Origin of the sequence: Falsiroseomonas algicola, from assembly GCF_011040385.1 — a bacterium.
Taxonomy (GTDB): Bacteria; Pseudomonadota; Alphaproteobacteria; order Acetobacterales; family Acetobacteraceae; genus Falsiroseomonas; species Falsiroseomonas algicola.
Window position 1 is genome coordinate 133,149 of record NZ_JAAIKB010000006.1, and the last position, 18,467, is coordinate 151,615.

The 18,467-nt window shown below is 69.7% G+C and carries 15 protein-coding genes; 12 read left to right on the top strand and 3 right to left on the bottom strand.

Going from position 1 to position 18,467, the window contains the following annotated elements; translation table 11 throughout:
• The first annotated feature begins 18 nt into the window (after window positions 1-18).
• Window positions 19-408 (top strand): RidA family protein, encoded by a 390-nt coding sequence (locus G3576_RS16235; RefSeq protein ID WP_164695474.1) that lies wholly within the window; start codon window positions 19-21, stop codon window positions 406-408.
• 6 nt (window positions 409-414) lie between these two features.
• On the opposite strand, the gene G3576_RS16240 is transcribed toward G3576_RS16235, so the two are convergent.
• Window positions 415-2,460: a TRAP transporter large permease gene (locus tag G3576_RS16240; protein ID WP_164695475.1), complete on the bottom strand. Its 2,046-nt coding sequence runs from the start codon at window positions 2,458-2,460 to the stop codon at window positions 415-417.
• Window positions 2,461-2,527: 67 nt separating this feature from the next.
• On the opposite strand from G3576_RS16240, the gene G3576_RS16245 reads away from it, so the two are divergent.
• The 11 genes from G3576_RS16245 (at window position 2,528) to G3576_RS16295 (ending at window position 16,797) form a co-directional block, all read left to right on the top strand.
• Window positions 2,528-3,526, top strand: a complete 999-nt coding sequence (locus G3576_RS16245) for a TRAP transporter substrate-binding protein (protein ID WP_164695476.1) — start codon at window positions 2,528-2,530, stop codon at window positions 3,524-3,526.
• A 2-nt stretch (window positions 3,527-3,528) separates the two neighbouring features.
• Entirely contained in the window at window positions 3,529-4,143 is a 615-nt protein-coding gene (locus G3576_RS16250; RefSeq protein ID WP_164695477.1) for a GAF domain-containing protein, read from the top strand.
• A gap of 95 nt (window positions 4,144-4,238) precedes the next feature.
• Window positions 4,239-5,408, top strand: a complete 1,170-nt coding sequence (locus G3576_RS16255) for an ROK family transcriptional regulator (RefSeq protein ID WP_164695478.1) — start codon at window positions 4,239-4,241, stop codon at window positions 5,406-5,408.
• Window positions 5,409-5,429: 21 nt separating this feature from the next.
• Window positions 5,430-6,989: an ABC transporter substrate-binding protein gene (locus G3576_RS16260; protein ID WP_164695479.1), complete on the top strand. Its 1,560-nt coding sequence runs from the start codon at window positions 5,430-5,432 to the stop codon at window positions 6,987-6,989.
• A gap of 256 nt (window positions 6,990-7,245) precedes the next feature.
• Complete coding sequence (locus G3576_RS16265) at window positions 7,246-11,709, top strand: choice-of-anchor I family protein (RefSeq protein WP_164695480.1); 4,464 nt, start codon at window positions 7,246-7,248, stop codon at window positions 11,707-11,709.
• 176 nt (window positions 11,710-11,885) lie between these two features.
• On the top strand, window positions 11,886-12,113 hold the full coding sequence (locus G3576_RS16270) for a hypothetical protein (protein WP_164695481.1): 228 nt from the start codon (window positions 11,886-11,888) through the stop codon (window positions 12,111-12,113).
• Window positions 12,114-12,207: 94 nt separating this feature from the next.
• Entirely contained in the window at window positions 12,208-13,593 is a 1,386-nt protein-coding gene (locus tag G3576_RS16275; protein ID WP_164695482.1) for an esterase-like activity of phytase family protein, read from the top strand.
• 18 nt (window positions 13,594-13,611) lie between these two features.
• Window positions 13,612-14,520: a phosphate/phosphite/phosphonate ABC transporter substrate-binding protein gene (phnD, locus tag G3576_RS16280; RefSeq protein ID WP_164695483.1), complete on the top strand. Its 909-nt coding sequence runs from the start codon at window positions 13,612-13,614 to the stop codon at window positions 14,518-14,520.
• Window positions 14,517-15,383, top strand: coding sequence for a phosphonate ABC transporter, permease protein PhnE (phnE, locus tag G3576_RS16285; protein ID WP_164695484.1), 867 nt, complete (start codon window positions 14,517-14,519; stop codon window positions 15,381-15,383). The genes phnD and phnE (G3576_RS16285) overlap by 4 nt, the downstream gene beginning before the upstream one ends.
• The gene (phnE, locus tag G3576_RS16290; protein WP_164695485.1) at window positions 15,380-16,144 is read left to right on the top strand and encodes a phosphonate ABC transporter, permease protein PhnE; all 765 of its coding nucleotides are present in this window, start codon (window positions 15,380-15,382) and stop codon (window positions 16,142-16,144) included. Before phnE (G3576_RS16285) ends, phnE (G3576_RS16290) begins: the two co-directional genes overlap by 4 nt.
• A complete protein-coding gene (locus tag G3576_RS16295; protein ID WP_164695486.1) occupies window positions 16,114-16,797 on the top strand; it encodes an LbetaH domain-containing protein in 684 nt (227 codons plus the stop codon). The genes phnE (G3576_RS16290) and G3576_RS16295 overlap by 31 nt, the downstream gene beginning before the upstream one ends.
• Before the next feature lie 9 nt (window positions 16,798-16,806).
• Here G3576_RS16295 and G3576_RS16300 read toward each other — a convergent pair whose 3' ends face one another.
• Window positions 16,807-17,541, bottom strand: a complete 735-nt coding sequence (locus G3576_RS16300; protein WP_164695487.1) for an IclR family transcriptional regulator — start codon at window positions 17,539-17,541, stop codon at window positions 16,807-16,809.
• A 28-nt stretch (window positions 17,542-17,569) separates the two neighbouring features.
• The gene (locus G3576_RS16305; protein WP_164695488.1) at window positions 17,570-18,466 is read right to left on the bottom strand and encodes an SMP-30/gluconolactonase/LRE family protein; all 897 of its coding nucleotides are present in this window, start codon (window positions 18,464-18,466) and stop codon (window positions 17,570-17,572) included.
• Window position 18,467 lies beyond the last annotated feature (1 nt).

Sequence of the window (18,467 nt, forward strand, 5' to 3'; positions counted from 1 at the left end):
CATGAAGGAGCCTAGTGGATGCCGCGTGAGGTTGTGAAGTCGGCGGAATGCGCGCCGACGCCGAACTTCTTCAGCCAGGCCGTGAAGGTGAACGGCATGGTCTTCGTCTCCGGCCAGCTGTCGCGCGATGCCGCGGGCACGATCATCGGAAAGGGCGACATGGCGGCGCAGACGCGGCAGGTGATCGCGAACCTGCAAGCGATCCTTCGCGCGGCCGGCGGTGATCTTCGCCACATCGTGAAGCTGACCGCCTTCATGACCGACATGTCCCGCGCACCGGAAGCCTGGGCGGTGCGGGAGGAATTCTTTGGCGCGCATCCGCCGGCCAGCACCGGCGTGCAGGTGCAGCGCCTGACCCATCCCGACTTCATGATCGAGATGGAGGCCATCGCGGTGATCGAGGACTGAAGGGACTCACTTCATCATCGCCGGCAGCACCAGCGCGATGGCCGGCAGCAGGCAGAGCAGCAGCACCGTCAGCATCATCGCGCCGAGGAAGGGCAGCGCGCCCAGCGCGATGGTGCGCAGCGAGACGTCCTTGCCGATGCCCTGCAGGACAAAAAGGTTCATGCCGACCGGCGGCGTGATGAGGCCGACCTCCGCCATGATGACCAGCACCACGCCCATCCAGATCGGATCGAAGCCCAGCGCCTGGCTGACCGGAAACACCACCGGCAGCGTCAGCACCAGCATGGAGATGCTGTCGAGGAACATGCCGAGGATGACGTAGACAAGGATGATCGCGAGGAAGACGGTCCATCGGCCCACCCCACCCTCCGTCGCCAGCGCCATCACCTGCTGCGAGACCTTCAGGAAGTCGAAGCCGTAGGACAGGATGTTGGCGCCGACGACGATGATGAAGATGAAGGAGGTGACGGTCACCGTCTCCTTCAGGCAGGCGCGCAGCATCGGGAAGGACAGCCGGCCCCGCGCCAGCGCGAAGAGGAAGGCGGCCGCGGCCCCGATGGCCCCGGTCTCGGACGCGGTGGCGAGCCCGCCATAGAGGGATCCGATCACCATCAGGATCAGCAGCAGCACCAGCCCGCTATCCACCAGGCTGTCGCGAGAGAGCGCCGGCTCCTCCCCGCGGCGGATCGACGGCGCGGCATCAGGCCGCAACCACACCCAGCCCAGGATCACCGCCATGAAGAGGCCCATCATCAGCAGCCCCGGCAGGATGCCAGCCAGGAACAGCTCCACGACGGAGACGCCCACGGTGGTTGCATAGATGATCATCGGCACGCTGGGCGGAATGAGGATGCCAAGCGTGCCGCCCGCGGCGACGCTGCCATAGGCCAGCGCCGGGCTGTAGCGCCGGCGCGTCATCTCCGGGCAGGCGACGGAGCCGACGGTCGCGGCGGTGGCGACGGAGGATCCGGAGACGGCGGCGAAGATGCCGCATCCCGCCGTCGCCGCATGGGCGAGCCCGCCCGGCAGCGGCGCCAGCACGCGCGCCATCACCACGAACAGCTCATCCGACAGACGGCTGCGCACCAGCAGCGCGCCCATCAACACGTAGAGCGGCACGGCGGTGAGGGAGAAGCTGTTGACGCCGGACCAGGCGCGTTCCGCGATCGTCATCGGGAAGGGCATGGGCAGCAGGAAGTAGATCGCCAGCAACCCGACCAGCGCGAGCGCGAAGGCGATGCGCAGCCCCGTGGCCAGGAAGCCCGCGATGCCGGCGAAGAGCAGCAGCGCCAGCGTGCCCGCGCCCCAATCCTTCGCCACGGCGAAGAGCGCGATGCAGCCGAGCAGCCCGCCCGCCACCAGCAGCCCCGGCCGCAGCCCGGCGACGAAGCTGCCCGCCAGCACCACCGCCAGCACCAGCACGCTGCCGAGGTCGATGCGCCCGATGCCGCTCATCGGCACGTCCCGCCCGAAGGACAGCAGCAGCAGCGCCAGGACCAGCACCAGCGCGTAGGGTAGCGTCTGACGCCAGCGCGGGAGATGCACGGACAGCGTCTCGATCTCCACCAGCAGCGCCAGCGCGAGGCCGCCAAGTCCGACGGCGATGGGCAGCTTCGGCATCCAGGTCGGTGTCAGCAGCAGGGAGAAGATCCGCGCCTCGTTCACATAGTCCGACGCCACCATCAGCGCCGACTGCCAGGCAGCCAGCACGACGATCAGCAGGCCGACCCAGGCGCAGGCGATCTCCAGGTCCCGCCGCATGGCACCCTGGAGCAGATTCGGCAGGAACTCCACGCGGACATTGGCACCCGCGAGATGCGTGGCGCCGGCGCCGAGGAAGATGGTGGCGATGAGGAAATAGGTGCTGAGTTCCGTCGCCCAGACCGTCGGCGCGTTCAGGACGTAGCGGACGCCGACGTCATAGGTGGTGGAGAGCGCCATGGCGACCACGCCCGCCACCGCCAGCCAGAGCATCGCCTGGCAGAGCGCGCGGGCGGCGCGCCCGCCGAGTGTTGCCGAATCCGCTTCGGTCGCACCGTGATCCTGCATCATTCCTCGCGCTTGACAGCGACAAAGCGGCAGCGTGAAGATTTGTCCGGACAAAGACAAGGGGGCGATCATGGTCACGCGACGCGGCTTGCTGGGGTCCACCATGGCGGCGGGGCTCGCCACACCGGCCCTCGCCCAAGCGCCCATCCGCTGGAACATCGGCTTCGTGAACGCGACCGGCTCTTCCTATGTGGAGACCCTGCGCCCCTCCGCCGCGCGCATCGCGCAGGCCACGGGTGGGCGGCTGACGATCGAGCTCTACGACACGCTGGTGGCGGGGCCGGAGCAGCCGGCGGCGGTGCGGGATGGGCGGCTGGATGGCAGCTTCGCCGTCTCCCCCTGGCTCTCTGCGGAAGCGCCCTACATCAATTTCGGCCATCTCCCCGGCCTCATCACCGATGTCGCGCGCTACCAGCGCATGCTGGACCCGCTGCTGCGGGAGGAGATGGCGAAGGTCTGGCGGGACCGCTACCGCTCCGTCCAGCTCGCCACCGGCGTCTTCGAGGACCAGTGCATCATCTCCCGCGCGCCGCTGCGCACCGTCGCGGATTTCGCCGGCAAGAAGGTGCGCGTGCACAACACGGAAGCCGGCGCGCTGATGCAGAAGATCGGCGCGGCGCCGACGCCGGTCCCCTTCGGGGAGATCGTGCCCGCGCTGCAGCGCGGCATCGTGGATCTGGTGATGACGTCCGTCGGCACCGCGGGCGGCTTCGGCTTCCACAACGTGACCAAGGATTTCTCCACCTGGCGCATCGGCACCATCGTGCCCTGGTCGCTGGTCGTGAACGCGCAGGTCTGGGGGCGGCTGCCGGAGGCGCTGAAGCCCGTGGTGCAGGCGGAGTTCCGCAAGATCGAGGATGAGCACTTCGCCAACCACGCGCCCTTCAGCGCGGCCGCGATCCAGCGGCTCGTCGCTTCCGGCATGAACCATTATGTCGCGCCGGAGGCGGAGCTGGCGAAGATGTTCGCGCCCGCGAATGTCGAGGCGGTGTTCGAGAACTGGTACCAGCGCTGCGAGCGCGCGGGCAATGACGGCCGCGCCCTGGTGCGCCGGATCCAGGCGCTGTGAGCATGGAACTGCTGCAGGCCGGCCTGGCCATGCTGGAGAAGGCCGGCGCCGAGGCGCTGGACGCGCCAGGGCCGGAGGAGGCGATGCAGGCCCTCGCCCGCGGCTGCTTCGACCTGCTGGGCGACCGGGAGGCGCATCTGAAGCCCGGCGCGCTGAAGCCGGGGGAGCGCCAGTATTTCGTCGCCGGCGCCTTCTTCGTGCTGCCGGACCGGCGCTACCACATGCTGGTCGGCAGCCTGGGCTTCCCGCCCGAACAGCGCCGGCTGATGGTGCCGATCGATGGCGGGCATCCCGGCTGGGTCTATGCCAACCGGTCCAAGCTGCTGCTGGAGAACACGGATGAGCACGGGACCTTCCGGCAGTATCTGAAGACGTCCCGCATGGGATCGACGATTTTCGCGCCCATCATGTGGGAGGGAGAGTTCCACGGGCAGCTGATCATGGCGGCACAGGCGCGCCACACCATGCGGCCGGTCGATCTCTCGATCATCGTCGCGGCCTCGCGCATCGCGGCGGGGTGCTGGATCGCCAAGGGGGGTCCCGCCTGGCTGGCGGCCAATGCGGACCCGGCGGATGCCTATCGGGTTGACCGGGAAGGCGTGGACGCCAAGGGCTGATCGCGAGGGGCGGCGTTGACGCCGCTCTTCTTTTGGGCTGATCCTTACCCTAAGTACGAATCAGTCCGGTCGCCGCGCCGGGCCAGGGAAGGACGATGTCCGAAGCACCCCGATCTCGCCGCCAGACCCGCGCCGCCATCCTCGGCCGGCTGCTGGCCAGCGATGGCCTGTTCCGGCCGCGCCTGGCCGCGGAATGCCGCCTGACCGAGGCCAGCATCTCCCGCATCCTGGCGGAGCTGCGGCAGGACAATCTGGTGGAGGAGGTGCGCCGCCCCGCCCCCTATCCTGGCGGCCCCTCCGCCATGGTTACGCTACGCAAGGATCAACGCGTGGCCGGGCTTGAGTTTGCCAATGACCGGCTGGGTGTCGGCCTTGCCACGCTGGGCGGCGAGGTCGATGGCAGTGCCCGCCTGGCGCTACCCGCCGGCAGCGCGCCGGAGGCGGTGGAGGCCGCCATCGCCGAGGCCATCGAGGAACTGCGCGGCTGGTGCGCCCGCGCCGGCGCGCCGCCGCGGCAGATCGCCGTCTCCATCCCCGGCCATGGCGCCAGCCCGAACCCGATCCTGCCCGTCGATCCCGCCCGGCTGGAAGCGGCACTCGGTGCCGCCTTCCCGGGCGTGCCCGTCGCCATCGCCAACAGCGTCGCGGCGCTGGCCGCCGTGCACCTGCATGGCCGCGGCGCGGCGCCGGTCGAGGACCGGCACCTCTTCGTCTATCTCGGCCATGGCGTCGGCGGCGCCTGGGTCGATGCCGTCACGGCACCGGACCCGATCCAACCCATCGAGATCGGCCATGTCGTGCTCGACCCCGCCGGCGACCCCTGCCGCTGCGGCCATCGCGGCTGCCTGGAGGCCAGCGCCTCCACGGTGACGCTGGCCCTGCTCTGCGGGGTGGAGGAGGCGGCGCTGGTCACGGCCGGCGCCGAATGGCCGGCCCTGGTGCGGATGACGCCGCGACGGGAAGCGGCGATCCGGCTCGCGCTGTTCCGCACCGGCCTCGTCATCGGCAATGCGCTGAACCTGATGCCGGCGGCGCGGGTCGTGCTCTGCGGCTGGCCCGCCGCGCTGCCGGAGGCGATGCGCGCGGCGGTGACGGAGGGGATGGACCGCAGCCTCTTCGGTGGCGCCCGCCAGCCGATCCGCTTCATCGCCCCCGCCCATGGCCGCGAACCCGCGGCCGCCCTCGCCTACGCCGTGCACGCCCTGGTCCGCCAGGGCGGGCTTGCACCGCAGGACGATACGCCGCCGGCGAAGCTCGCCGGCTGACCCCACCAGAGAGGAACGCAGATGAAGAAACACGTCACCCTGGCGCTGGCGCTTCTCGCCGCCACGGCGCTTGCAGGACCCGTCGGCGCGCAATCCACGCTGCGCGTGAAGCCCTCCGGCGATGTCCGCATCACGGACCCGCATCTCGGCTCCGACAGCATGGCCCGGAACATGGGCTACATGGTCTATGACACGCTCTTCGCGGTCGATGACCAGCTGCGCATCCGCCCGCAGATGGCGGAAAGCCATGAGGTGCTCGAAGGCGGCCGCGTCTGGCGCCTCCGGTTGCGCGAGGGGCTGGTGTTCCAGGATGGCTCTCCTGTCACCGCGGCGGACGTCGTCGCCTCGCTTCGTCGATGGGCGCAGAATGACGGGCTCGGCCAGCAGCTGATCGCCCGCGGCGCGGTGTTCGAGGCGGAGGGCACGAACGCCTTCACCCTCACCCTCAACACGCCCTGGGGCATGGTGCTGGAGGCGCTTGGCAAGCCCGGCGCGCCGGTGCCCTTCATCATGCCGGAACGCCTGGCGCAGACGCCGGCGAACCGGCCCGTGCCGGAAGTGCTGGGCAGCGGCCCCTATCGCTTCGTCGCCAATGAGTGGCGCGCCGGCGACCGCCTGGTCTTCGCCCGACATGCCGGCTACCGCCCGCGTGGCGAGGCCGCGGCCGGGCTTTCGGGCGGGCGCGTCGCGCGCTTCGACCGCGTGGAATGGCTGATCATGCCGGACCAGCAGACGGCGATCGACGCGCTGCGCAAGGGCGAGATCGACATCGCGGAGGATATCCCGGCCGACCTGCTCTCCGTCCTGCGCCGCGACCGCAACATCACCGTCGCGAACCAGGATGAGCTGGGCGTCGCGCAGCAGATCCGCCTGAACACGACGCAGCCGCCCTTCAACAACCCGCTGCTGCGCCAGGCGCTGCTGCATGCCGTGAACGGCCAGGATTTCCTGAATGCCGTCACCACCGACCCGTCCCAGGGGCGCGTCTGCAACAGCTTCTATGTCTGCTCCTCCCCCTACCATTCCACCACGGGGTGGCCGGCGCTGAACCTGGACCGCGCGCGGCAGCTGGTGCGGGAGAGCGGGTATGACGGCACGCCGGTGGTGTTCCTCAACGCCGCGGAGAACACCAACATCAACGCCTTCACGCTCGTCGCCGACCAGCTCTTCCGCAGCATCGGGCTGCGTACCGACGTGCAGGCGATGGACTGGGCGACCGTCGTGGCCCGCCGGCAGTCGCGGGAGCCGGTGAACCGTGGCGGCTGGAGCGTCTTCATCTCCGGCCCCGGCGGGCTCGACATGATGGAGCCGGTCAGCCATCTCGGCCTGCGGTCCAATTGCGACCGCGCCTGGTTCGGCTGGCCCTGCGACGAGGAGATCGAGCGCCTGCGCGCCGCCTTCGCCGATACGCCGGACGAGGCGCGCAAGCGGGAGATCGCGGCGCAGATCCAGGCCCGCGCGCTGCAGACGGTGCCCTACATCCCGATCGGCGTGCAGTACCAGCTGCGCGCGCATCGCGCGAACCTGACCGGCCTGCTGAACCCGCCCGCGCCGGTCTACTGGAACGTCAGCCGTCGCTGAGCGGACCGGCTGCGCGCCTGCCTGTCGTGATGGACAGGCAGGCCACTCATCCGTGCGAAGCTTAACCGTTCGCCAAGATTACTGAAACGCGACTGTCATGGGCGGTGGTTAAGCACGGCCCGCGCAGTCGCTGGCGTTGATCGGTACGGCGCGTGGCCCCTGCGGGCTGCGCGCCGCGCCCGTCCCATACGGCGGCGTGCGCCGCGGCGGGATCGGGTCCTCCGCGCAAAACAGCACGGGCAGGGACCACCGCCGGATGAACGACATCACCCCCACCAACGCGCTTGCCTTCGAGCTGAAGGGCAGCCTTTCGCTCGGCGGCGCGGAAATCTCGGCCTTCGATCCGGGCTCCGACAGGCTCTACGTCACCTCGAATGCCGGGCTGCAGGTGGTGGACCTGTCCAACCCCGCGGCGCCGACGCTGGTCGGCGTGATCGACCTCACCACGCTCGGCTTCGCCACCACGGATGTCACCAGCGTCGCCATCAAGAATGGTGTGGTCGCCGTCGCGCTGCCGAATGCGGACAAGGCCGCTGCCGGCCAGGTGGTGTTCCTGAACGCCGCCAATGGCACGCTGCTCGGCTCCGCCACCGTCGGCGCGCTGCCGGACATGCTGACCTTCACGCCCGACGGCACCAAGGTGCTGGTGGCGAATGAGGGCGAAGTCATCTCCGACGCCAATTTCGGCGGCGAGGGTTCGGTTTCCATCATCGACATCAGCGGTGGCTTCTCCGCCCCCACCGTCACCACCGCCGGCTTCACCGCCTTCAACGGCCAGGAAGCGGCGCTGCGGGCGGAGGGTGTGCGCATCTGGGCCGGCAAGACAGTGTCCGAGGATGTCGAGCCGGAGTACATCGCCGTTTCCGCCGACGGCACCAAGGCGATGGTCACGCTGCAGGAGGCGAATGCGGTCGCCATCCTCGATATCGCCTCCGCGACCTTCACGGACATCGTGCCGCTGGGGACGAAGGATTTCTCCACGCTGATGGCGGATTTCAGCGATCGCGACGGTGCCGGCAACACCACGCTGAAGAACCTGCAGACCGGCGCGCCCGTCAAGGGCCTCTACATGCCGGACGCCATCGACAGCTACACGAGCGGCGGCAACACCTACTACGTCATCGCCAATGAGGGCGATGACCGCGACGACTTCCTCTCGGCCGATGAGACGATCCGCGTCGGCAGCAACAACTACGACCTCGACAATGCGACCTTCCCGGATGAGGCCACGCTAAAGACCAATGCGGAGCTGGCGCGCCTCACCGTCTCCAATGCGCCCGGCCTGCGCGGTGACACGGATGGCGATGGCGACATCGACCAGATCCTGACCTATGGCGCGCGGTCCTTCTCCATCCTCGACGCCAATGGCAACATCGTCTTCGACAGCGGCGACATGATCGAGCGGATCATCGCCGAGCAGTTCCCCTCCCTGTTCGACGATACGCGGAGCGACAACAAGGGGCCGGAGCCCGAGGGCATCGAGATCGCGGTCATCGACGGCCGCACCTATGCGATGGTGGGGCTGGAGCGGTCGCACCTGACGCTGGCCTTCGACGTCACCGACCCCGCGAATGTCACCTACACCGGCGCGGCGCGGCGTGACGGCGACCTGAACCCCGAAGGCCAGCTCTACATCTCCGCCGAGGACAGCCCGACGGGCCAAGCGCTGCTGGTGACGAGCAACGAGGTCAGCAACAACATCTCGGTCTTCGGGATCGAGAAGGGCTATACGCTGCAGATCCTGCATGCCTCCGACTTCGAGGGCGGCGTGGATGCGCTGGAGCGGGCGAAGAACTTCGCCGCCATCGTCGATGTGCTGGAAGACAGCTACGCCAACAGCATCACGCTCTCCTCCGGTGACAACTTCATCCCCGGCCCCTTCACCGCCGCGGGCACGGACCCCACGGTGCGCGACGAGATCGCGAGCTTCTACGAACAGTATTTCGGCCTGGCTTCCGGCAGCCTGACGGGCATCCGCAGCGGCACCCTGCCCTTCAACGCCGCCGACATCGCCATCCTGAACGCCATCGGCGTGCAGGCCAGCACCATCGGCAACCACGAATTCGACCTCGGCCCGAACGCCTTCGCCGCCGCCTTCGACTTCACGGCCACCCTGCCGAGCCTGCCCGGCCAGCCGACGCTGGCCAGCATCACCAATATCGGCGCGCTCTTCCCCTACCTCTCGGCCAACCTGAACTTCGGGGCGGAAAGCTCGCTCTCCGGCCTCTACACCGCCGCGCTGCAGGATGCGCTGGCCTATGCCACCACGGCCGCGGAACTCGCGACCGGAGAGGGCATCCGCGCCGAGGCGACGGGCCGCGAGGTGGCGCCCTGGACCACCATCACCGAGGGAGGCGAGACCATCGGCATCCTGGCCGCCACGACCCAGGTGCTGGCGAACATCTCCTCCGTCGGCCGCGTCACCGTGTCCGACCCCGCCAATGACGGCGGTATCGACAACATGGATGAGCTGGCCTCGATCCTGCAGCCGCTGCTCGACCAGATGACGGCCGCCGGGATCAACAAGATCATCCTGATGTCACATCTGCAGAACATCGCCAATGAGCGTCTGCTGGCGACCAAGCTGTCCGGCGTCGACGTCATCATCGGCGGCGGCAGCCATGTCATCCTGGCCGATGGCGACGACACGCTGGCGCCGGGTGACACCGCCGGCGGCACCTATCCGGAGTTCTACACGGATGCGGCGGGCGGCACCGTCGCGCTGGTGAATACCGGTGCCAACTACGACTATGTCGGGCGCCTGGTGATCGACTTCGACGCCAAGGGCAACATCATCCGCAACAGCGTGCAGGAAAGCGTCTCCGGCGCCTATGTCACGACTGACGAGGGTGTCGATGCCGTGGCCGGCAATGGCGACGGTGTCCTGTCCCAGGCGGAAAAGGATGCGATCTTCGCCGATGGCACGCGCGGCGGGGAGGTGAAGCAGATCACCGATGCCATCGCCGATGTCGTCGAGGCCAAGGATGGCGAGGTCTGGGGCTACACCAACGTCTATCTGGAAGGCGACCGCGCCTTCGGCCGGACGCAGGAGGTCAACCTCGGCAACATCACGGCCGACGCCAACCGCTTCGCGGCGCTGGACGCGCTGGGCGGCGGCCTGGTCGGCTCCCTGAAGAATGGCGGCGGCATCCGCGCCCCCATCGGCACGATCGAGCCCGATGGCACCAAGACGGCACCGGAAGCCAATGCGGCCGCCGGCAAGCCAGCCGGCGCCATCTCGACCCTCGACATCGAGAATGCGCTGCGCTTCGACAACAAGCTGATGGTGTTCGATACCGATGCGGCAGGCCTCAAGGCCATCCTGGAACACGCGGCCAGCCTGAACCCCGGCAGCGGTGGCTACATGCAGCTCGGCGGCCTCCGCGTCTCCTATGACCCGGACAACGCGACGGGCAGCAAGGTGGTCAACATCTCCGTCATCGACAGCCGTGGCAACGTTGTCGCGCGGGTGGTCGAGGATGGCGTGGTCAGCGCGGATGCGCCGGCCGTCATCAGCATGGTGACGCTCAACTTCACGGCCAATGGCGGCGACGGCTATCCCATCAAGGCGAATGGCAGCAACTTCCGCTACCTGCTGGCGGATGGCACGCTGAGCGCGCCGGTGGATGAGGCGCTGGACTTCACCGCGACGGCGAATGTGCCCGCCAATGCGCTGGGCGAGCAGCAGGCCTTCAAGGACTACCTGCAGGCCAACCACCGCACGCCGGCCCGCGCCTATGACGAGGCCGATAGGCCGCAGGCGCAGGACCTGCGGATCGAGAACCTGAACGTCCGCGCGACCGATGCGGTGTTCCAGGGCATCGAGCGCGATGGCGGCGCCGCCGGCGAACGCCTGGACGGCACGGCGGGTGACGACACGCTCTCCGGCGCCGGGGGTTCGGACTCCATGCGCGGCCTGCTGGGCGATGACTCGCTGGAGGGTGGCAGCGAGGGCGACCTGCTGGATGGCGGCGCGGGCGCCGACACCATCGATGCCGGCACGGGCGCGGACCGCGCCTATGGCGGCACGGGCAATGACAGCATCCTCGGCGGTGACGGCAATGACAGCGCCTATGGCGGTGCCGGTGCCGACACCATCGATGGTGGCGACGGCGCCGACCTGCTCTACGGCCAGGATGGCGCGGATGTGCTGATGGGTGGCGAAGGGGCGGATCGCCTCCATGGCCAGGCCGGCACGGACAGCATCCGGGGTGGTGACGGCAACGACAGCGCCTATGGCGGCGCCGATGCCGATACCCTCGATGGCGGCAACGACGCCGACCTGCTGCTGGGCGAGGGTGGCGCGGACCTGCTGCTTGGTGGGGCCGGGACCGATCGCCTCCATGGCGGCAGCGGCAACGACACGCTGGTGGGCGGCGCGGGCGCCGATGCGATGGTCGGCGATGCGGGCGCCGATGTGTTCCGCTTCCTCGCCTACGCCGACAGCGTCACCGAGACCGACCGCATCTTCGACTTCTCCCAGGCCCAGGGCGACCGCATCGACCTGTCCTTCATCGATGCGGATGCGGTGGCGGCCGGCGACCAGGCCTTCGTCTTCGGCGGTGCCAGCTTCGTGGGTGGCGGCGTTGCCTCCATCCGCGTGCGCGACTTCGGCACCATCACGCAGGTGCAGGTCGATGACGGCAGCGGTGGCGCGGCGGAGATGGTGATCCGCCTGCTTGGCAGCCACGCGCTGACGGCCAGCGACTTCATCCTCTGACCGGTCGGGGCGAAAGCCCCCTCCGACGGCTTTCGGCGGCGATGCCCGGGCGGGCATCGCCGTTTTTCTTGTCACCAATCTATCACTGAAGCGTCATCAAAGCGTCGCGGTGCATGGCTTGTGCGCGACCCCCGCCGCAGCGAGTCTCGGCCCGGAGGCGACAGGGCGGATCGGGCGTGGCTGAGGGTTGCGGGGCGGGTGCCATCTTCCATCGCGGGCACTGCATCCGCGTGTCGCGGCGCCGTCGCGGCTGGGCCGTGCAGATCACGCCGGCGAGCGGCGTCGCCGGTCGCCCCATCCTGCTCCGCAACAACGTGCCGCAGGGCCGCGCCACGCTGATGGCGGAGGCGCGTGCCTGGATCGACCGCCTGGTCGATGGCCCGCCCTGGCAGGGCCAGCCCTGACCGCCGCCACGACAACGTCACGCCACCGTCAAGCAGGCGCAATGCAGCAGCCGTAAAGGCCCGCCACCGGAAACCGGGGGATGGACCAACGATCATGCGATGCCTTCTTCTTGCCGCCACGGCCCTGACCGGCCTGGCGCCCGCCGCCATGGCCAACCAGCGCGTCGAGGCGCTGCTCGCCGGCCACGCCATCCTGCCCGCCTTCACCATGGCGCTGCCGCCGGCCGACGCGCCGCGGGATGCGCTGGTCTCCGGCAAGTTCGCGGGCCCCGGCAACCTCCGCATCGATCGCCCGGGCGCGGTGATGGGCGATACGGGGCCGCTGCATGGCAACCGCCCCACCGGCATCGCCTTCCCCTTCATCGGCCAGCCCGTGCAGGGCTTCTCCGGCATCAAGCCGGTGGCGGGCGAGCCCGGGAACTACTGGGTGCTGACCGACAACGGCTTCGGCAACCGCCGCAACAGCGGCGACACGCTGCTCATGTTCCACAAGGTCCGGCCGAACTGGCAGAGCGGCCAGGTGGAGCTGCTGCGCACGACCTTCCTGTCCGACCCGATGCGCCGCATCCCCTTCCGCATCGCGCATGAGGGGACGGAAGCACGCTACCTCACCGGCGCCGATTTCGATCCCGAGAGCATCCAGCCGCTGGCGGATGGCAGCTTCATGATCGGCGAGGAATTCGGCCCCTTCCTGGTCCATGTCGATGCCGAGGGCCGCGTGCTGCGCGTGGTCGAGACGCGGATGGACAATCAGGTGCTGATGAGCCCGGACAACCCTGCGCTGCAGGTCGCGGCGACGCCGACGGCCGGCGTCTCCTACCGCGTCCGCCGGTCGGGCGGGTATGAGGGCATGGCTTTGACGCCGGATGGCCAGACGCTCTGGGCCATGCTGGAACAGCCGCTCTTCGCGCCCAATTCCGACCAGCCCGAGGGCCAGTTCCTGCGCGTGCTGGAATACAGCGTGCCGCGTGGCGAATGGACCGGCCGCACCCTGCGCTTCCGGCTGGAACCGGGTGCCACCGCGATCGGCGACTTCAACTTCATCGACGCCACCCGCGCCCTGGTGATCGAGCGCGACAATGGGGAGGGCGACCCCGGCCTGGCCTGCGCGCAGGGCCAGCAGCCGACGCGGGCCGCCCCCTGCTTCCCGCTTCCCGCGCGCGTGAAGCGCATCACGCTGGTGGACATGGCGCAGACCGATGCCGAGGGCTTCGTCCGCAAGATCGCGCATATCGACCTGATGGCGATCCGCGACAGCGAAGGCCTGGCGCGCATCCGCGGCGACCTGCCGGCGGATGCACCGCGGGACCGCTTCACCTTCCCCTTCTTCACCATCGAGGATGTGGCGATGGTGGATGAGGACCACATCATCGTCGGCAACGACAACAACCTGCCCTTCAGCGCCGGCCGGCACTTCTTCCAGGCCGATGCGAATGAACTGATCCTGCTGCGCGTCCCCGAACTGCTGCGCGCGCGCTGACGCGGAAGGACAGGCACCATGCATCGTCGTCGCATCCTGCTCTCCGGCGCCGCCAGCCTGCTGGCGGCACCTTCCCTCGCCCAGGCGGATTGGCGCAGCCAGTTCCGCGAGCTTCGGCTCGGCATCTCCTCCGCGGAGAATGAGCGGGATGCGGTGGCGCGGCAGCAGCCCTTCCAGGACTACATCCAGCGCACGCTCGGCGTGCCGCTGCGCGTCTTCCGCGCCACCGACTATGCCGGCGTGGTGGAAGCGATGCGCAGCAGCAACATCGAATTCGCCCGCATCGGGCCGGCCAACTACGCGCTGGCCCGGCGCGTGATGGGCGACCGTGTCATCCCCTTCGCCCGCGACCGCGACAATGAGGGTGCCACGGGCTATCACTCCGTCGCCTTCGTGAAGGCGGACAGCCCCTTCCAGCGGATGGAGGATCTGCGCGGCCGCAGCTTCGCCTTCGCCGATCCCAACTCCGCCAGCGGCTTCGCCTTTCCCGCCTATTTCCTGCGGCGCCAGGGCTTCGTGCCGGAGCAGTTCTTCGGCCGCACCGGCTTTTCCGGCAGCCATGAGCAGAGCGTCATCGCCGTGCTCAACGGCACCTACGATGCCGCCGCGACCTTCTGGTCGAATGAGCGCCACGGCAACATCCAGCGCATGACGGAGAAGGGCATGGTCCCGCCCGGTGCCACGCGCATCGTCTGGACCAGCCCCATGATCCCGAACTCCCCCTGGGTGATGCGTGCCGATTTGCCGGAGGGGCTGCGGCGCGACTGGCGCGATGCCGTCTTCGCCATGCCGGAACGCGACCCCGCCGCCTTCCGCGTCGCCGCCTCCAATGCCAGCGGCGTGGCGCCGACGCGGCATGAGGATTATGCCGATGTGATCGCCGTGGTGGAGGAGAACCTCGCCCGCCGCCGCAACCGCGGCACGTGAGTGCCGCCACCATCCAGGCGGCGGAAGCTGCCTGGCAGCAGGCACGCCGCCGCCGGCGCGGCGCCTGGGCGGGCTGGGGCCTCTCCTTCCTGACGGCCATCCTGGTGGCCAGCTGGGTCGGGGAGGTCGATCTCGCCCGCCTGGCGCGCGGCCTGCCCATGGCGGCCGACTATGTCTGGCGCACCGTCCCCTTGCTGCGCTGGGACACGCTCGGTGATGACCTGGCGGAGTGGTTCTGGGGGCTCGATCACTGGGTCGTGCTGCTGCTCGACACGCTGCTGATCGCCTATGCCGGCACGCTGCTCGGCGCCGCGGCCGCGCTGCTCTTCTCCTTCCCCGCGGCGGCGACGCTCGCCCCGCGCTGGGCGGTGTCCCTCTCGCGCCGCGTGCTGGAACTGGCCCGCACGGTGCCGACGCTCGTCTTCGCGCTGATCTTCGTCTACGCCTTCGGCCTCGGCCCCTTCGCGGGCGTGCTGGCGCTCGCGCTGCACAGCTGGGGCGCGCTCGGCAAGCAGTTCGCGGAGGTGCATGAGAATGCGGACCTCCGCCCGGTGGAGGCGGTGCGCTCGGCCGGCGGCACCTGGCCGCAGGCCATGCGCTTCGGCGTGCTGCCGCAATCCCTGCCGGACATGCTCTCCTTCGGCCTGCTGCGCTTCGAGATCAATGTGCGGGAGGCCTCGGTGCTCGGCATCGTCGGCGCCGGCGGGATCGGGGAGGAGTTGTATCTCTCCGTCCGTCAGTTCAGCTATCCCGACATCTCCGCCATCCTGCTGCTGATCCTGCTGACGGTGACGCTGATCGACCTGGCCTGCGGGCGGCTGCGCCACCGCCTCATCGGGCCCGGCGCGGCGGCAGGCGCATGATCGCGCGTCGCACCACCATCGTCGTCACGCTGGGATCCACGCTGCTGCTGCTGGCACTGTGGCGTGTCGATGCCTCGCCGCAGCGCGTGTGGGAGGGGCTGGGCAAGCTCGGCTGGCTCATCGTGCTGATGCTGCCGCCATCGCCCGGCGGCGCGCTGCCGGACCTGCTGCGGGCGCTGGCGGAGACGCTGGCCATGGCCTTCCTCGGCACGCTGCTGGCCGCGCTGGTGGCGCTGCCCCTCGCCTTCCTCGGCGCCGGCACGGTGGTCGCCAATGCCTGGGCGCGCTTCACCATCCGCCGTGGCTTCGACGGGCTGCGCGCCATCGACAGCCTGGTCTGGGCGCTGATCTTCGTCTCCGCCGTCGGCATGGGCCCCTTCGCCGGCATCCTCGCCCTCGCCCTGCCCGATATCGGGACCCTCGCGAAAACCTTCTCGGAGGCGCTGGAGGCGACGGAGCGGCGGCAGGTGGAAGGCGTGCGGGGCGCCGGGGCCAGCCGGCTGCTCGTGATCCGCTACGGGCTGGTGCCGCAGGCGCTGCCCATCATGCTCTCGCAGGTGCTCTACGTCTTCGAGAGCAACACGCGCTCCGCCACCATCCTCGGCGTGGTCGGCGCCGGGGGCATCGGCCTGGCGCTGTCCGACCGCATCCGCATCAACAACTGGGACGAGGCCGCCTTCATCCTGCTGATGGTCCTGGCCACCGTCGCCCTCATCGATGGAGCCAGCCGATGGCTGAGGCTGAGACTGATCCGCGCGTAAACGGCTACCAGAACCCGGACAGCGCCCGGAAGCGCCTCGGGCTCGATCCCTTCATCGATCCGACGGCCAAGGTGCGCGACAGCACCCTCGGCATCTACACGGAAGTCGGCGCCCGCAGCACGGTGGCGGAGACGGCGTTCGGGGACTACTCCTATGTGGTCCACGACAGCCAGATCATCTACGCGACGATCGGCCGCTTCTGCTCCATCGCCAGCCATGTGCGCGTGAACCCCGGCAACCATCCGCTGGATCGCGTGGCGCTGAGCCATGTGACATATCGCGCCAGCGCCTATGGCCTGGGGGAGGACGAGGTCGGCTTCTTCGACTGGCGGCGGGAGAAGCGCGTGACGCTCGGCCATGATGTCTGGCTCGGCCATGGCGTCATCGTGCTGCCGGGGGTGAGCATCGGCACGGGTGCGGCGATCGGCGCAGGCACGGTGGTGACGAAGGACGTGCCCCCCTTCGCCATCGTCGTCGGCAATCCCGGCCGCATCCTGCGCTTCCGCTTCCCGGAGGCGGTGCGGGAGAGCCTGCAGCGCATCGCCTGGTGGGACTGGAGCCGCGAGCAACTGGCGGCCGGCATTCCGCAGATGCGGTCGCTCTCGGCGGAGGAGTTCTGCCGCCTCCACGATCCCGCCTGGGCGGGCAGCTGATCGGGGGCGCTACTCCGCCGCGGCGCGCGTGGGCTCCGGCCTCTCGCCGCCGATCCGGCGGGTCAGCGCGGCGGCCGCATCCGTCAGGATCGGCCGCGCGGCCGCGACCGCTTCCGGCGTCCAGCGGATGACGGGGGCGGACAGCGCCAGCGCGCCGGCCAGCGCATCGCCCGGCCCGAAGACGGGTGCCGCCATGGCGCCGGTATGCGGGTCCGTGGCGCCCATGGTGATGAGCGGCAGGTCGAGTGCCGCCGCATAATCCGGCAACGGGCGCGGCGTGAAGGCCCGCAGCACCTGCGCGATGCCGGAACTGTCCAGCGGCAGCGCATCGCCGACGCGCACATGCAGGCGCAGCAGATGCGGGCTGTCCACGCGGAACAGGCAGAGCCGCTGTTCGCCGCGCCGGACATAGAAGGCCGCGGTCTCCCCGGTGCGCGCGACCAGCTCCTCCAGCACGGGCATCACATGGGCCTCCAGCCGGAAGGACTGGGTGTAGATCGTGCCCAGCCGCAGCACCTCCGCATCCAGGCGGTAGGAGCCGCCTTCATCGCGCGCGAGGTAGCCATACTCCTCCAGCGAGATGGCGAGGCGCATGATGGTGCTCTTCACCAGCCCCGTCCGCTCCGCCAGCTCCGCCAGCGACAGGCTGCGATCGCCCTTGCGGAAGGCGGAGAGCAGCGTGAGGGCACGGTCGGCCGAGGCCACGCCCTCCAGCGCCGGTCGCCGCTTCGCCTTCTCCGCCATACCCGCCTCCGGCTGCCTGGTCCCCTCTCTAGCCCAGATCGAGCCGGGCGCGCAGCACGCAGCCTGTCTCGCTCTCCGTGATGAAGAGGTCGCGGCCATCGGCGCCGCCGAGGCAGAGATTGGTGGTGGAGGCGCCGGCGCAGGAGGTGAGGGCCAGAGTCGGCTCCGCCCGCGCATTGAAGCGCCAGACCGTGCCGATGCCGGTATGCGCCACCAGCAGCTGCCCATCCGGCGCGAAGGCCAGGCCATCCGGCCCGCCGGGGCCGCCATGCAGGTGGATGAAGATGCCGGCCTTGGTCACCGCGCCATCGCCATGGAGCGGCAGGCGCCAGATCTGGTTGGCGCGCGTCACCGCCACCAGGCAATGCGAGAGGTCGGGCGCGACGACGATGCCGTTCGGGCTCGGTACCGTCCCGATCAGCCGGTCGAGCCGCCCATCGGGCCAGAGGCGATAGACGCGGCCGGTCGGGTCATGCAGGCCGGTCTGGCCCTGGTCGGTGAAGAAGATGCTGCCATCGGCCGCCAGGCAGAGGTCGTTGAGCCCCTTGAAGCCTTCGCTCCGCGCATCCTCCAGCAGCGGCGTGACGGCGCCGCTGCCGGGGTCCACCCGCACCAGGCCGCGCTTGTAGTCCGTGACCAGCAGCGTGCCGTCGGGGGCCACCTTCAGCCCGTTCGGCCAGCCATCATACTCGGCGACCAGCGTCCATTCGCCATCGGGGGCGATGCGGAAGATGCGGCCGAAGGGGATGTCGGTGACGTAGAGCCGGCCCGCCGCATCGAAGCAGGGGCCTTCGAGGAAGCTGTCGATCTCCCGCCCGCCGCGGTTCCAGCGCGCCCAGGCGGTCGGGCGCGGCTGGCGGTAGCGGTCGGGCAGGCGGGAGAAGACCTCCGTGCCGAGGCGCGGCGGCGGCGCGAAATAGCCCATG

Excerpts from the sequence above, each read along its gene's own strand:
- G3576_RS16250 (WP_164695477.1), top strand. The coding sequence starts at position 3,529 with ATGGAACTGCTGCAGGCCGGCCTGGCCATGCTGGAGAAGGCCGGCGCC.
- G3576_RS16300 (WP_164695487.1), bottom strand. The coding sequence starts at position 17,541 with ATGGCGGAGAAGGCGAAGCGGCGACCGGCGCTGGAGGGCGTGGCCTCG.
- G3576_RS16240 (WP_164695475.1), bottom strand. The coding sequence starts at position 2,460 with ATGATGCAGGATCACGGTGCGACCGAAGCGGATTCGGCAACACTCGGC.
- G3576_RS16235 (WP_164695474.1), top strand. The coding sequence starts at position 19 with ATGCCGCGTGAGGTTGTGAAGTCGGCGGAATGCGCGCCGACGCCGAAC.
- G3576_RS16255 (WP_164695478.1), top strand. The coding sequence starts at position 4,239 with ATGTCCGAAGCACCCCGATCTCGCCGCCAGACCCGCGCCGCCATCCTC.
- G3576_RS16260 (WP_164695479.1), top strand. The coding sequence starts at position 5,430 with ATGAAGAAACACGTCACCCTGGCGCTGGCGCTTCTCGCCGCCACGGCG.
- phnD (WP_164695483.1), top strand. The coding sequence starts at position 13,612 with ATGCATCGTCGTCGCATCCTGCTCTCCGGCGCCGCCAGCCTGCTGGCG.
- G3576_RS16295 (WP_164695486.1), top strand. The coding sequence starts at position 16,114 with ATGGCTGAGGCTGAGACTGATCCGCGCGTAAACGGCTACCAGAACCCG.
- phnE (WP_164695485.1), top strand. The coding sequence starts at position 15,380 with ATGATCGCGCGTCGCACCACCATCGTCGTCACGCTGGGATCCACGCTG.
- G3576_RS16245 (WP_164695476.1), top strand. The coding sequence starts at position 2,528 with ATGGTCACGCGACGCGGCTTGCTGGGGTCCACCATGGCGGCGGGGCTC.
- G3576_RS16275 (WP_164695482.1), top strand. The coding sequence starts at position 12,208 with ATGCGATGCCTTCTTCTTGCCGCCACGGCCCTGACCGGCCTGGCGCCC.
- G3576_RS16305 (WP_164695488.1), bottom strand. The coding sequence starts at position 18,466 with ATGGGCTATTTCGCGCCGCCGCCGCGCCTCGGCACGGAGGTCTTCTCC.
- G3576_RS16265 (WP_164695480.1), top strand. The coding sequence starts at position 7,246 with ATGAACGACATCACCCCCACCAACGCGCTTGCCTTCGAGCTGAAGGGC.